Below are 13,157 nucleotides of genomic sequence, written 5' to 3'. Positions count from 1 at the left end.
CTCAAGATACACCCTACACAGTTTCATTAAGCTGCTGGCTTGGTTGCCGGTGTGATGTCAACAATTCGAGCAGCGTCTGGATCAACCACTTCATAGTCGTTGCGGATGACAACAGCTAAGCCTTGGCTATAACTGTCGAACCGTTCCCACTGGGTGTTGACTTCGTTCTTCTGGGCTAAGAAAATTGCTTGAGAAAAGTCTCCGATGATGATCCGATAGGTGCCAGCCTTATCAGTCGGCAACACTTTGTTAGCAATCACGATCACTGGTGCCCCAAACAGTTGCTTGCCTGATGGTGCCGTGATGGACGGTTGTAACAAGTATCGGCCTTCGCTGTCTTTCAGGGTATCAAGGTAGTTAAATGCGTCCTGATTGACAATGACAGACAAGGACAATGCTGGATCTAACTCAACATTGAAAGTTTGCTTGATGTCATCAAGACCAGTACCCGTGATGTGCTTGAAGTTATCGTTAGTGCCCGTCTTACCAGTCAGAACACTGATAATGTTGCTATTGTCCGTGTTTTGTACCAACTTCTTGAGTTGATTCTTAACCTCGGCAACAATATCAACTTCACTGTCTTCTACCAGTTCATTAGACAGATAGATCTTGCCAGCACGGGTAGCAACCTTGTAGTCAACGCCACGGAACAGGGTTGCATCAATCTCTGGCACGTCTGCGAGTTCCGCCTTGGTGGCTAAGACACCATTGTTAGTGAGGGCAATTGGGTAGGTGCCAACTGGGGTACCGACCTGCTTCACAGTGACGTATTTAGCCAGATCATAATCGGATTCCTTTAGATTCCAGACGTCTTCGATGACTTCTTTAGGAACGACAGCACCGGCAGTGGTTGTGGTCAAGCCGTCACGTTGTTCACCCATGCTGCGGATGTAAGACTCGTAAGCGCGGGATTCAGTGTGTTCTTTGTTGTCGATAATTGTTTTTTCGGTCATGGTTTTATCTCCCTTTTCTGGTTGTTCAGTATTAGTTTTTAACCATTCTGTATAGCTGCGTTTGTCCACTTGGACGTTGGTATTGTCATACGCTGGAATAGCTACCAGTGAGACGTCAAACAAGCTCTTTACTTGCTTGATGGTACGGATCACTTGCCCGCTGTCGTCCTTAGTGAACGTGTCACCGTCTGGCGCAGCATTGAAAGTAAAACTCATGGCTGACAGATTGCCAGCTTGGACATTGCTGTAAGCATCATTGGCTGTGGTCGTATCGGGTAAGGTTGCTTCAAACTGCAAGCCTTTATCATCTACATTCAGGGTCAAGGTACCAGCCTTGGTACTGGCTAAGACTTGGCTAAAATCATGGTTTGAAACCATATAGACGTCTGATAGATCTACATTGTCGAATGCGTGCGGATCAACAACTTCTTTAAAGCCACCAAGATCCTTACTTGGGCTATTGAAAACTACTGCATAACCACTTAGTTTCTTTGGACCGCTAGTGGTGTCGTCCTGTTTCTTTGTGTCTGGATCGTCTTGGCCTTGGCTGTCGTCTGCTGTGGTAGGATCAGCGGTAGTTAGATCAGCGTCAGGATTCAGGCGCTTTTCTACGTCATCTTGATTCATTTGGCATACTTCCTTTCTGTTTATCTTGATAAGTGACAAGGTTGCTTAGTGGCGTGTAGTTCAGACTGGCCATGATCTCATCACCACCGGTAATTGGTGGCAGGTTTAACTTGGCTCGTGCCTCGTTAGTGGTCAGAACACCACCTTGTAACCCTTTAACCGCCAGTTCTTGCATTGTTGCAGGATCTGCACTAAACAGCTTGTCAGTGTTGAAACTGAACCGATTATCAGCAGTGGACAGCTTGGCGTCCATCTCACTTGTGAAGCAGGTAAAATACTGAATCAGCGTGTTTTGCAGATAGATCAAATTTGACTGTACGGCATTAGAGTGCTCACTTTCGATACCCAGCCGATCCAGTGGTAACCCGAACGCTTTGGCAATCATTTTCGTTGTCCAATCGCTAGAATTGACTAGATTCAGCACGTCAGTGTTGACCTCAAGCGCTTTGTAATCCATATCATTGTCTAGAATGATGGTCTTGAGGGCATTATCACCACTGTTAGCAGCTTCAAACTTTGATCGGATATTCTCTTTAGCTTTGGTGTCTAGCTGGCTCTTGTTGACCTTGAGAATACCGGTTCCTTGAACACCGGTGTTGAAGAATCCTTTCAGCAACGCATGCCCAGACTTTTGTACCCCAACCTCATCACGGAGGCTATACAGTGGCGATAGTCCTTTGTAACCGTCTTGTGTGAAGCACTTGAAGTGTAAGACCTCATTGGCATTTAAACGCTGTGAACGACCGCTGTCAGGCGTGTATTCGTAACTGATAATGCCGGTCGTATCATCTTGTTTAACCACCATTTGACTGTTGGGGACTAACTCGAAACCAGTAACTTGTCCGCTAGGATTTTTGGTAACCCGTGCAAAGCTGTTACCATTCAGCAGCATGTTAGCAGCTAGGGCAAACTTGAATGCCCACGCGGTCATGTGGTCATTGGGTGCTTTGTTAAGGAGCACGCTGATGCGCTTGTCACTGTACTCAATCGGATTGGTTGCGAGATCACTGGCAATCACGCGCACAGCCGTAAACACGTCCGAATTACGTAAAGCACCGATACCCACATATAAGCCGCTGTCGTTGCTGGTCATGCTGACAAGCGCATCTAAGAACGGGTCGCTGTTGTCATCGCGTGGTTGTGTTGTGTCATTCGTAAAAAAGCTCATTGTTTCACCTCCCTTTGTTGAAGTTGATGATGATTGCAATGGAGACCAGCGCAGCACCGATTGCTAACATACCAACACCAAACCCGAACAGCCACCAGATACCAGTGACCATGCAGATCAGACCTAGCAATAGCAGCACGGTCTGCACATTAAAAGCCAAAGTCATCGCTCGCATAGAACCGGTTCATCTCCTCACTGTTTTCTGTTGTCGTGATTGAATCCATTGCAATTGTGTAAGCATTCATCAGTGCTGCCAGCGGATCAATCTTAGTGGCATTGCGCGCTTTGTCGATAATTGGATTGTTGTTAGCGTCATATTTCAAAATGGCGTTATTCACTGCATAGGCCAGCAACTGATTATCAGGGTGCTTTAACTTGCCATTGAAGAGATCATCACGAAAGCGAGTTGTCGGAATTGACAACGTGCGCTGGCCTTGGCGTACCTCAACCATTGGAAAGTAACGTTTTTCAAACTCTGGTAGTAGGTAGCCGAATGACCACGGATCGTAACAGATGGCACGCACGTTCCAGCGGTTCCGCTCGATCAGGTCGAGAATGAAACACAGCACCTCGTCATAGTCGATCATGCCGCTATCAAGTTTGGTAATGCTGCACTCGCCTCGACTAGCACCAGCAATGTAATCGAACCCGTCACGCTTGATCTTCTCTTCCAGTCCGTACTTCGTTCCCACGAAAGAATGACTGTCGGCATACAGGTAGCCATCTTCTGGAACTAGCCACGAGATGCTGGTCAGGTCGCTAGACTTAGAGAGATCCAGTCCGATATACACGTCTTTGCCTCTAGTGTCTGGTGGCTCGATAGTGGCTTTCTCCCAGTCGTCCAGACTGATGTAGCTGTCTGCTCTGGCTGATTGCCAAGTGTTAAAGTTCTTGACGAGAACTGGCCTTAGGGTTCCTTGCTTGGCTGCTAGATCAACATCAGCTTGCAAGCTAGGCCGCATCGTTTTAGCTCTTTCAGCATTAGCTAGTAGTGGATTGGACTTCTCCCAAGTCTCTGGTGCAAAGGCTTCATCCTTGCTATCCTGCTCAAAAATGGCAATAAAATACCGATCTGCTTGTTCGCGACCGGTTAAGACTTTTGAGACAAATTTATACTCTTTATACATAGGACCATTCAGGTCTGGCCCCGTGGTCGAGATAACGGCCAGCAAACTGTTGTCACTATTGATCTGGCCGGATTTGAGTGTTCGTAGAATCTCATCGCTACGAGCCAGGGCGAACTCATCGACGACGGCCAAATCACCCTGCCAACCGTCTAGGCTGTGCAGATCAGATGCAAGCGGAACAGCTCGGCTGTTGCTCGGCAAGTCGATAATTTCGTTGCGATTGATCTTCAAACGATCACGCACTGACTTAGATACCTTAGAGACCTGACGCAAGCCACTAGACAGTATATCGAAGGATAAATGGGCTTGGGAATTGCTGTTGGCTGTGTAGACACATTCTCGGTTCATGGCTGGCTTGTTTTCCATGAGGAGATACAGCGCGCCGATGCAGGCCATTAGGTACGACTTCCCGTTCTTTCTAGCAAGGCTCATGTAAGCTCGATCATAACGACGATTGCCGGTTGCCTTGTCTCTCCACCCGAAAAGCTCCGAAACCAAGTATTTTTGGAAAAGTTCTAGTTTGAGTGGTGACCCATCACGTGCTGGCATCAGTTCGATAAATTCAATGGCTTTGTTGGCAAAGTCCTCATCGAAGTAATACGGCCACGGATTCTTTTTGCGCTTGCTGGCTTTCAAATCTCTGCGATAACGTCTCGCTGCTTGCTTAATCTTTTTACAAGCAACAATCTCACCACTTAGCACCTTGTCGGTGTATTCAGTTGCATAGTTCACGATGACACCAGCTCCGCAAACGGATCGTCTGTTTTCTTTTTGGTCTCGTTCTTAAATGCCAACTTAGCCCGACTGTATACTGACAAGCCAAGCAAGTCATCAATACGGATCATCTGATTAGTGGCATCCAGTTTCATTTTGACTGCTGGGTTAGCTTTCACACTATCGGTGGTTTCAACCATCATGCCTTGTTCTTGAATCAGCTCGGCAGCTTTCTGAATGTCAGAATAGGCTTGGCAATGACTGGCAATCAGGGCAGCATCTAGTTCACTCACTGGAATGTCTTTTTTGAGCAATGGTACAATACGTTGCCATTCAGTCACTGCATAGTCATCAAGCCATGCAGGGGGTTGGTCAACTAATTCTTGATAGGTGAACAGTGATTCTTCCATGTCACGCCGGTCTGCGAGCTTCTTTTTGCTCATTGTGCCGCGCATTTGCGTAATGGATTTCAATGGTGCTCCCATCTCAATCACGTCCTTTCTTTATATTTACGATTAGACTTATCTAATTTAATTATAACACATCACGTCTAGTTTACATAATATATGACGATTATCACGGATTTTCAACATCGAAACTCCTATGCTTGGTTCCCATGACTAGATGACCTAGCCCCCGTATTTATGTGGGGGTAGCGTGCCGCGTCTTCTACTTTCGTTTTGGTTCCGTGGCAAGCATTACACAGACTTTGTAAGTTGGTCTCGTCCAGTCTGCGGCTCCAGTCCACGCGTATCGGAACGCGATGGTCTACCACTTGAGCTTGCACATATAAGCCGTTTGCTTGGCATCGTTCACACAGTGGATGTGCTAGACGATACGAGTAAGACAGCTTGCGCCACGCTTTGGACTTGTAGAACTTAAAGTAACGACCACCGATTGCTTTGCGATATGCATAGCGTTCGTTGTCGGACGCTCGTGGTTCTGGCTGGTGCTTATCACAGTACCGCTGATTAAACGGCACCATGGTGTTGCACCCAGCATGGTTACACAGCTTCATAATCATGCCAATACGCCTGCCGTTTCAGGATCTGCACCTTGGTAATAAATGCGTACGGTGATCAGGTCATCTGGTGCGGCGTATACTTGGATGTGTTTAATCTGTGCTTTGTGTATCAACATAAACATTTCAATGATACGGTTAACTTCTTTATCGCTTGCTGTGTATTCAAATTCTTTCATAGTTCTAAGCTCCTTTGGTTGTCTTCTTGAGTGTCACAACATCGAATGCATTGGGATCATCATCGTAGGCAATAGACTGAATCGCGTACAGGGTGCCATTAAATTTTACCTGTGTACTGTCGTCTAGCGCGTCAGTGTGGCGTACCACGATCGCTATGGTGTCCGCTAGGTCGGTGCCGGTGATCTGGTAGGTCTGTGTAACAGTGCGGTTATATGATCCATAGAACAGGGTGCCAGTCGGCTCAAATGTAGAGATGTTAATACCTGCGCCAGTCCTGCGACTAACTGTCTTACCGATTTCAGCCACCTTGTTCAGGCGGGCAATTGAATAGTTCTTCATGCTATTCCTCCTGTAAAAATATTTGGTAAAATCGCGAAATTTTCGGTACTTCGGTGACAAACACTTTAAAACGCCTACATATCAGCGTTCTCCTGTCACCGAACTTCGAATATTTTCGGTAACGTGTCACCGAAGTTTTGGTGACATAAGATCGATAGCAACTGTCACCGAACTTGTTTTTCTGTATTCGTTGAGCGCGTAGTCATTGAACGATTGTCACCGAACTTCTGTGACACCCGTCACCAAAGATGTTCGTGCTAATCCCTTGAGCAAGTAGTGTTGTCACCAAAGTGCAGAAAATATCGGCATTCATTTTGTTTTCAGTTGAATCTTGGATTTAGCAGCGATCCCGTTAGACGCAAACCGATGTATCGCCGTGTACTACCGGTGTCACTGTCAAACCCTCTGCGACTGCTTACTTTTTTCACTCCGTAAGCATCAAGTTTCTTGGTGATGGCTTGTGTCGTCGTTTTGTCCATATAGTTGTTGTCTTGGCAAAAACGTTTGTATTCAGCCGTAACCACTGTGGATGCCTCACCACGATCATCATTTAGGTTAATTTCAGCGTACTGGTCAAGGAATTCTTTAAAGTGATCGTTTGCGTCCAGCCACTCTTGGCTTGCGTTTACTACCGAATCAGGCTTTGTTAGGCCACCGCTTTTAAGCGCCTTGGCAAACATATGCATGCATTTCATAGCGAAGCGTGGCGTTTCTTCGTCCATCTTGGCATCGTCAAACTGATCCCACCAGTGTGTGTGTCGGGTGTCACCATTAATCATCTTGATCACGGTCACCCGATCAGCAAAACCACTACTATGGTCACTGAATGCGGGCATTTCATTGGCGCTGAACAGTAGCTTGGCATAATTCATAAACTTAAAGTTCTGAATGCCTTTAAACTCGGCTGCTATATAATCACCACCAGTTAGCGACTTAATCACGGCTGTACTCTTGAGGTAATCCGCCCCAACATCTGCCACGATATTAGCTTCCTTGCCGTATAGGTTGGCTGTTTCGAAACGACGGTCACCATTGGCAAGGTCTGCTGGCTTTGATGCTGACACATTGTCACGCCCGATGAGGTTAGTAATTCTGCGAATAAGTGTGCTTTTACCTTCACCGCCGGTACCATACAACCACAGAAACGCTTGGAATGGACGATAAGACCGATAGAACATATAACCGATGAATTCCTCAAATGTGATCGCGGCATCGCCCATCATAGCTGCAAGCAGTCGTTCAGTCTCTGGGCAATCGTCCCTATCTGGATCGACCGCGTACTCATGAGCGTTCAGCATGTAATTGTCAGCGCTACTTTCCTGCATCTTGTTGGTCAGTATGCTGTATGTGCCGTTAGCGAATGCAACTAGTTCTGGATGTGGGTTCTCATCAAATGGTGATCGCTTGCCGTATTCCTCGTTATAGCTGATACGTTGCAAGAATCGTCTGGCGCCTGTAATATCACTTTCACGATACAGTCCCCATTTGAGCATCTCTTTGGTGGTTCGGCTCTCGGTGGTCTTAGTGAACTCGCCCTTGCCAAATGTGCGCCATGTCCCTTTGCTGGGCTCATATATGGCACCTTCACTCAACCCGGGAAAACTTTCTACCCGTGTTTTATCCATGAAGTGATATCCATAGGCTAAGAAGTCCACCTTGATGTGCCGATGAACGGTAACACTTTTAGGATCGTTTTCATCTTTCTGTTCTGACTGAAACCACACTTTTAGCCAACTGGGTAGCTTTTTCGCCAGTTCCTTGTTGTACGCTCGAATTCCTTTTTCAGATTTATCTGGCGGATCTGGATACTTGTTCACGTCAAATGGTTCCAATGTGCTCTTAGAAATGACTTTGAGCTGAGTAAACTCAGGCGACTTGTTTAATTCTTCTTTCAAACTATCCGTATGCTTCACCACCTAACTTCGGCGCGCAATTTCGCGCTTGCTGATTGAATTGATGATTTTGACTAGCTCGCCATTAGGCAAGGGAGGCCGAACGTAGCGCTGATTGACAGTTTGAATGAGATCGGCACAGTTATCTGGATCGGCGCCAGAACGGAAGACTGAACCGGCGATGCTTGCCAGCCACTGGTTGCGGTTGCCTTCATCTGTACCATCTACCAGACGATTAATAAAATGTCCAAACCACGAATCTGCGTTGCTGTGATAATCACTCGCGATTGGGTGACGTTGGCGCTGAATCTCATTAAGTAACCACTGAGGCGCTGGTGCTAGTTTGGTAATCTTATGGCCTTTTAGTGGTTGATACATGCCGTTCTCGCGAATGCTAGGGAAAACCGGTACACCAGTCGCAATATAGTCAAGGCCAGTTTTCTCACCATTCTTAGAGAACAGATCCGATCGGCTGGTAAGTTTTAATTCCTTTGGGTAGGTGAAGAAGATATGAAGTCCACCGTTTGGGGTGGTTTCCACATACGTTGAAGGAATTTGACCAGCACGACCATCAGCGCTCAATTTAGCCAACGACTCATTGCCATTGACTTCGCTTTTATGCCCCATGTCGATATCGAATACCAGCACACCGTCTAAGCCAATACCAATGTTATAATTAGGATGTTCGCCCCACCATTTCTTGGCTTGTTCTGGATCTTTGGTGGCATCTTTGTATCCATGCGAACCAGCAAGTGGTGTTCGTGTCTCTGGCGCAAGTGGATAGACTGCAAAGCCGTGCTGCTGATAACCAAGCGCTATTTTAAGCACGTCGACCATCGACAGCATCTCCCTCCATAAGTAGACGACGAGCATCAATGATCATGTCAGCGACTGTGTCGGCCAGTGCTGATTGCTGTTCATTATTGATCTGATGTCGCAAGATATTCACCATTGCACTTGTATCGCTTAAAAGTGCTTGAGCGGTTGTATAGTAATCTTCCTTCATCATTTTTCCCCCTCATCATCTTCCGGAGGATCAAGGGCAGCAATCTGATCAGCGATAATGTCTCGAGCACCGTAGATTACGAATTTCCATGTATCAAAGTCACTAGATGCAGCACAAGCTACCATTAACGCGTTATCGTGTGTTTGCTTGTCAGTAAACCAGCAAACGGATTCGCCGAATTCGTCAAGCATGGTGCAAAGAGCGAGCAGTGATCCTTGTGCTTTGCGTAATTCATACAGTGTGTTGTTCAAATCTAATGGCTTCTTAACAGTAGTTGAAACATTTTTCATATTAATGCCTCCATTTTTCTTGACAAAGTATCTACCTAGAGGCAAGCTAAAAAGGAATATATATCTTTTCGCTTGTCTTCTTCTCGCCTTGAGGTGCCACTCTTGGCGATTTTTTTGTGGCCTCGTTTAGCGAACGTTTCTCGGCTTTTTGGGCTTCCCAATATCGATCACAATCAGCATCAGCCTTTACAAACTGCGGCCACGTCCATCCATACTTGCTATTTACCATTTTTACCAAGGCCATCATCCTCTCGAAATTGCAGGTACGCTCCAAACACGCTGCCGACCATGAATGCCATGCAGAAAGCAGGAACGGTGAGCGGGTGGCTTAGTAGCCACGTAATAATGCTAATCATCGGCATCGTCCTCGTTTTCATAAAGCTTTAGGATCTCCGATACCCGCAGCAACTCTTTTGCAGTCGTAACGGCCAGCTCGCTATTGGGGATATACTTGCCATCAACCGTGACTGTACTGTCTTCTGCAATGGCATGAACGTTAAGCTTAATGTCGTCTATCAAATTTCCAAGCTCGTGATCTAGCGCTATCTCTTCTTTACTAAATAAATTCATAATGTTTCCTTCCTGATGCTTTGCACCTGCCATAAGTTACTTACATGTCCGCCTGCCCAGCGTAGTTAAATGGTTTTTCCTTCCATAAATTTTTCCAAGTCCACTCGCTTGATTCGCTTGGTACTACCTACGATTGATACGGGCAACCCTTCTCTAATCCACTTAGACAGCGTATTTCTTGAAATGTTAGCTGCTTGAGCTGCTTCGCCTAGCTTATATCGCTCCGGTTTATCTGCCTCGGTCTTCATTCGGTCAACTGCTTGAACAACTGCCAGCTGAATTTTATGATCCAGCACGGTATCGAAATCATCAGGTAGAATGATCTCTGCTCTTGTTGTCATTTTTTCGCCTCCTTAGCAATTAATATTTAACACGAATTAACTTTAGCACGCTATATTTAACATGTAAACCCCTAGTTAAAAAATATTTGCGCACTATGGTCATTTTGGCTATACTCAACTCATAAAGGGGGGCCATCAAATTGAATAACAGAATAAAAGAAGCACGTGAGCGTGCCGGATTAAGTCAAGGCGATCTCGCCAAGAAAATGAAAATGAAAACGCGCCAAACTATAAGTTCCTACGAACGGGGGAAAACACAGCCCAATGTTAAGCAATGGGAACAATTGTCTCAAATTCTTGAAGCACCTGTTCCATATTTGCAGGGCTATGATTTAACAGACGATGATTGGGCACAATATGACAGTGAAAGACGTGCAGATGAGCAGGACAAATCCGAAAACCAAGCTGATCAAGAACGTCTATTCGTTGCGGAAACTATTGATGATTTTAGGAAGAATGGAAACTACTCTGAAATTTCTGATATAGCACGATATACCAGAACTATAAGAGAAAGTGCTCTTAATAAATACCGCATAAATATATCAAAAGATAAAACAGTGTTGAATGTAGATCCCTTTTCTGAATGGGATAATGAGCGCCGGAAGAATATCAAGAATCCTTATATGCTTTATTTTGGATGGACTGATGCAGCTAATGTAAAACTGCATGATATTATCGAAAAAACGCGAGGGAAAATTGCACCCGAAGAAACTGCTACACTTGAATCTGTGTTAAAGGAGCTAAACAGTGATTTTTATCGTGTATAGCTTGCTGCGTTTAGTTTCTATATCTAATATCATGGCCGAATTCTAGGCCGCCACCTTTTCCCCAATTTCGGGGAAAACTCTCCAATCTAACACCGCCTGCCCAGCGTGACGGATAGGAGAAGAACATGGCAATTAAGAAAGTAAAGCTTAAGTCTGGTGCAGTCCGCTACCGCGTAACGGTCAACGCTGGGCTTATTGCTGGAAAACGCAAGAATATTGTTCGCAATGTTCAAAGCATGCAAAAAGCACGTCTACTAGAGTCAAAACTCAAGCTAGACGTGGCTAATGGTTTATATGATGAAAACGACACTACCCCACCGGTTCAGACCTTTAGTGATTTGTATAATCAATGGTGGCCGATCTATGTTCAGACTGTGGAAGGAAGTACGGCCTATAAGACAAAACAGCTTTTCCATAACCACTTGATCCCTATGTTTGGCTTCAAAACTCTTACCGCTATAAAAACCGGCAGCATTCAAAGTGCTGTCAGTCACTGGCGAGAAACAACCACCAAGGCATACAAGGAACGTTTCATTTATTTGAAAAAGATACTCTCATTTGCTGTTAAGATGCAGTACATCGAAAAGAACCCCGCAGACGGTGTGGAATTGCCACGCGGGGTAGGATCTGGAAAGCCACCAGTTTACTGGGATAACAAGCAAGTCGCCCAATTCCTAACTTGCATTGATCCTAATGCTGATCCAGAGAAGTACACAATGTTTCTGCTGATGGTTAGCACTGGTATCAGGCGTGAGGAACTATGTGCCCTGAATGTATCAGATGTTAATTTCAAAACGTCCACACTGTCAGTCAATAAAGCCTATGCAACTGGTCTGAATGGTAAGGAATCAATTAAAGGCACCAAGTCAACCGCGGGTATGCGAACAATACCATTAACGCCGAAAGTGACAATACAGCTTAAAAAGTGGATAGCGTTACTTGATACAAGTAAGGTTGTCAGCATTCGGGATGATAGACCACTGTTTCCATCGCCAGAACACTTTGATAGGCGGTTAGGCATTAACAGACCCAACACGTGGCTGAAAGGCATCATCGAAGCAAACCATCTAACACCACGAATCACGCTACACGGTCTGCGGAAGTCTTTTGTAACGAATATGATCCGCAGCGGTGTTGATGTTTCCACTGTACAGCGACTTGCTGGTCATTCTACGCCCGATGTAACGCTTCGCATATATGCCGGCATGAATCAGTCAGACGCTCGAGACGGCATCGACAAATTGGCCGAATATATGGAACAGGTAACATTTTAGGTAACATTTGCATTTAGGCCACCGCATAAATGCTGTTGTATCAGTAGTTAGAGGCACTGGGATTGGAGACTCCTCACCTCCATTATTAAGCTTTCCGATACTTTCCGTTAGTCCCGAAATGCCGCTAAATCAGCGTTTCGGGACTTTTTGTTTGCGGGTATTTGGGGTTGTTTTTGGCGTGAAGTGCACAAAAAGTGCACTTCACGCCCTTCTCCGAGCTAAAAATCACCTCAGATTAGCCGTGTTTTGGTAAAATAATAAAGCCAATTCAAAAGAGTTATAACTCATTTACATTAACGCGTTCGTAGTCGCAGAAACCGGGCTGGCGAACGCTCAGGAGGGAACAGCTATGAATCATGAAGTTACCACCTTAATCAGCATTCTCGAATCGGCCGGTTTTTCGCACGACGAACTTGCCGGCACGCTCGCCGAACTGAATGATGCCGTTAATAACGGTCAGGCAACATCCATTCAGCTCGTAAGTCCGGGTGCCGCGGCACGCTATATCAAACGAATCAACGATGAAACCATTTTCCAAGCCAGGTTCCGGCATAGCGATGAACCGGACCTGCTTAATAATGAATCAAGTGACGAACGGATTGAAAATCCCAATCAGGATTCGTGCATTGTAATCAGCTACGACCCAGCCCAACATTAGAAAGGAGGCGCGCATGAAGAAGATCGAGCATCGACCGATTGCAATCGTCACGATCATCGCCGGCAGTCTCGGCGTTGTCGCCAGTGGCATGAGTCTTGTCTCTGGTATTTTGCTTTTGACCAAGCGTCGCCGATCGTAAGTCAATCAAAAAAGCAAAACACCTGCCGTTGCAACTTGCCCTTAAATTTAGGAACAAGTCACGACTGCAGGTGTTTTTTAATGTTCAACAG

Annotated in this window: 19 protein-coding genes; 4 read left to right on the top strand and 15 right to left on the bottom strand. The window is 45.8% G+C overall.

Going from position 1 to position 13,157, the window contains the following annotated elements; translation table 11 throughout:
* Nucleotides 1–26 precede the first annotated feature (26 nt).
* The 15 genes from LACZS1_RS04900 to LACZS1_RS04830 form a co-directional block, all read right to left on the bottom strand.
* Nucleotides 27–1,580, bottom strand: coding sequence for a phage major capsid protein (locus tag LACZS1_RS04900; protein ID WP_070650169.1), 1,554 nt, complete (start codon nt 1,578–1,580; stop codon nt 27–29).
* Entirely contained in the window at nt 1,567–2,748 is a 1,182-nt protein-coding gene (locus tag LACZS1_RS04895; protein ID WP_274804470.1) for a phage portal protein, read from the bottom strand. Before LACZS1_RS04895 ends, LACZS1_RS04900 begins: the two co-directional genes overlap by 14 nt.
* A gap of 4 nt (nt 2,749–2,752) precedes the next feature.
* Nucleotides 2,753–2,923, bottom strand: a complete 171-nt coding sequence (locus LACZS1_RS04890; protein WP_168165291.1) for a hypothetical protein — start codon at nt 2,921–2,923, stop codon at nt 2,753–2,755.
* Nucleotides 2,898–4,607 carry a terminase large subunit gene (locus LACZS1_RS04885; RefSeq protein ID WP_274804469.1) on the bottom strand — a complete coding sequence of 570 codons (1,710 nt, stop codon included), beginning with the start codon at nt 4,605–4,607 and terminating at the stop codon, nt 2,898–2,900. The genes LACZS1_RS04890 and LACZS1_RS04885 overlap by 26 nt, the downstream gene beginning before the upstream one ends.
* Nucleotides 4,604–5,074, bottom strand: a complete 471-nt coding sequence (locus tag LACZS1_RS04880) for a phage terminase small subunit P27 family (RefSeq protein WP_274804468.1) — start codon at nt 5,072–5,074, stop codon at nt 4,604–4,606. Before LACZS1_RS04880 ends, LACZS1_RS04885 begins: the two co-directional genes overlap by 4 nt.
* Nucleotides 5,075–5,190: 116 nt before the next feature.
* Nucleotides 5,191–5,613, bottom strand: coding sequence for a DUF8602 domain-containing protein (locus tag LACZS1_RS04875; protein WP_274804467.1), 423 nt, complete (start codon nt 5,611–5,613; stop codon nt 5,191–5,193).
* Entirely contained in the window at nt 5,610–5,789 is a 180-nt protein-coding gene (locus tag LACZS1_RS04870) for a hypothetical protein (RefSeq protein ID WP_070652062.1), read from the bottom strand. The genes LACZS1_RS04875 and LACZS1_RS04870 overlap by 4 nt, the downstream gene beginning before the upstream one ends.
* A 4-nt stretch (nt 5,790–5,793) precedes the next feature.
* Nucleotides 5,794–6,129 carry a phage head closure protein gene (locus LACZS1_RS04865; RefSeq protein WP_274804466.1) on the bottom strand — a complete coding sequence of 112 codons (336 nt, stop codon included), beginning with the start codon at nt 6,127–6,129 and terminating at the stop codon, nt 5,794–5,796.
* A 320-nt stretch (nt 6,130–6,449) separates the two neighbouring features.
* Nucleotides 6,450–8,042 carry a DNA primase family protein gene (locus LACZS1_RS04860; RefSeq protein WP_274804472.1) on the bottom strand — a complete coding sequence of 531 codons (1,593 nt, stop codon included), beginning with the start codon at nt 8,040–8,042 and terminating at the stop codon, nt 6,450–6,452.
* A 3-nt stretch (nt 8,043–8,045) separates the two neighbouring features.
* Nucleotides 8,046–8,858, bottom strand: a complete 813-nt coding sequence (locus LACZS1_RS04855) for a bifunctional DNA primase/polymerase (RefSeq protein WP_070650590.1) — start codon at nt 8,856–8,858, stop codon at nt 8,046–8,048.
* A complete protein-coding gene (locus LACZS1_RS04850) occupies nt 8,842–9,030 on the bottom strand; it encodes a hypothetical protein (protein ID WP_013245606.1) in 189 nt (62 codons plus the stop codon). The genes LACZS1_RS04855 and LACZS1_RS04850 overlap by 17 nt, the downstream gene beginning before the upstream one ends.
* Nucleotides 9,027–9,317, bottom strand: coding sequence for a hypothetical protein (locus tag LACZS1_RS04845; RefSeq protein ID WP_274804465.1), 291 nt, complete (start codon nt 9,315–9,317; stop codon nt 9,027–9,029). Before LACZS1_RS04845 ends, LACZS1_RS04850 begins: the two co-directional genes overlap by 4 nt.
* A gap of 46 nt (nt 9,318–9,363) precedes the next feature.
* Complete coding sequence (locus LACZS1_RS04840) at nt 9,364–9,561, bottom strand: hypothetical protein (protein WP_274804464.1); 198 nt, start codon at nt 9,559–9,561, stop codon at nt 9,364–9,366.
* 104 nt (nt 9,562–9,665) lie between these two features.
* Nucleotides 9,666–9,887, bottom strand: a complete 222-nt coding sequence (locus LACZS1_RS04835; RefSeq protein WP_070650593.1) for a hypothetical protein — start codon at nt 9,885–9,887, stop codon at nt 9,666–9,668.
* Between the two features lie 65 nt (nt 9,888–9,952).
* Nucleotides 9,953–10,228, bottom strand: a complete 276-nt coding sequence (locus tag LACZS1_RS04830) for a helix-turn-helix domain-containing protein (RefSeq protein ID WP_070650630.1) — start codon at nt 10,226–10,228, stop codon at nt 9,953–9,955.
* A gap of 140 nt (nt 10,229–10,368) precedes the next feature.
* Between LACZS1_RS04830 and LACZS1_RS04825 the strand changes: the two genes are divergently transcribed.
* The 4 genes from LACZS1_RS04825 (at nt 10,369) to LACZS1_RS04810 (ending at nt 13,066) form a co-directional block, all read left to right on the top strand.
* Nucleotides 10,369–10,995 (top strand): helix-turn-helix transcriptional regulator, encoded by a 627-nt coding sequence (locus LACZS1_RS04825; RefSeq protein WP_070650631.1) that lies wholly within the window; start codon nt 10,369–10,371, stop codon nt 10,993–10,995.
* A gap of 125 nt (nt 10,996–11,120) precedes the next feature.
* Entirely contained in the window at nt 11,121–12,269 is a 1,149-nt protein-coding gene (locus LACZS1_RS04820; protein ID WP_070650632.1) for a tyrosine-type recombinase/integrase, read from the top strand.
* Between the two features lie 349 nt (nt 12,270–12,618).
* Nucleotides 12,619–12,927, top strand: a complete 309-nt coding sequence (locus LACZS1_RS04815; protein ID WP_010489241.1) for a hypothetical protein — start codon at nt 12,619–12,621, stop codon at nt 12,925–12,927.
* A 13-nt stretch (nt 12,928–12,940) separates the two neighbouring features.
* Nucleotides 12,941–13,066: a hypothetical protein gene (locus LACZS1_RS04810; RefSeq protein ID WP_257789391.1), complete on the top strand. Its 126-nt coding sequence runs from the start codon at nt 12,941–12,943 to the stop codon at nt 13,064–13,066.
* Nucleotides 13,067–13,157: the final 91 nt, after the last annotated feature.

This window comes from Lacticaseibacillus zeae subsp. silagei, assembly GCF_030770335.1.
GTDB lineage: Bacteria > Bacillota > Bacilli > Lactobacillales > Lactobacillaceae > Lacticaseibacillus > Lacticaseibacillus zeae.
Note: the sequence above shows the minus strand (reverse complement) of the source record. Positions and strands in the feature narration are given on the sequence as shown.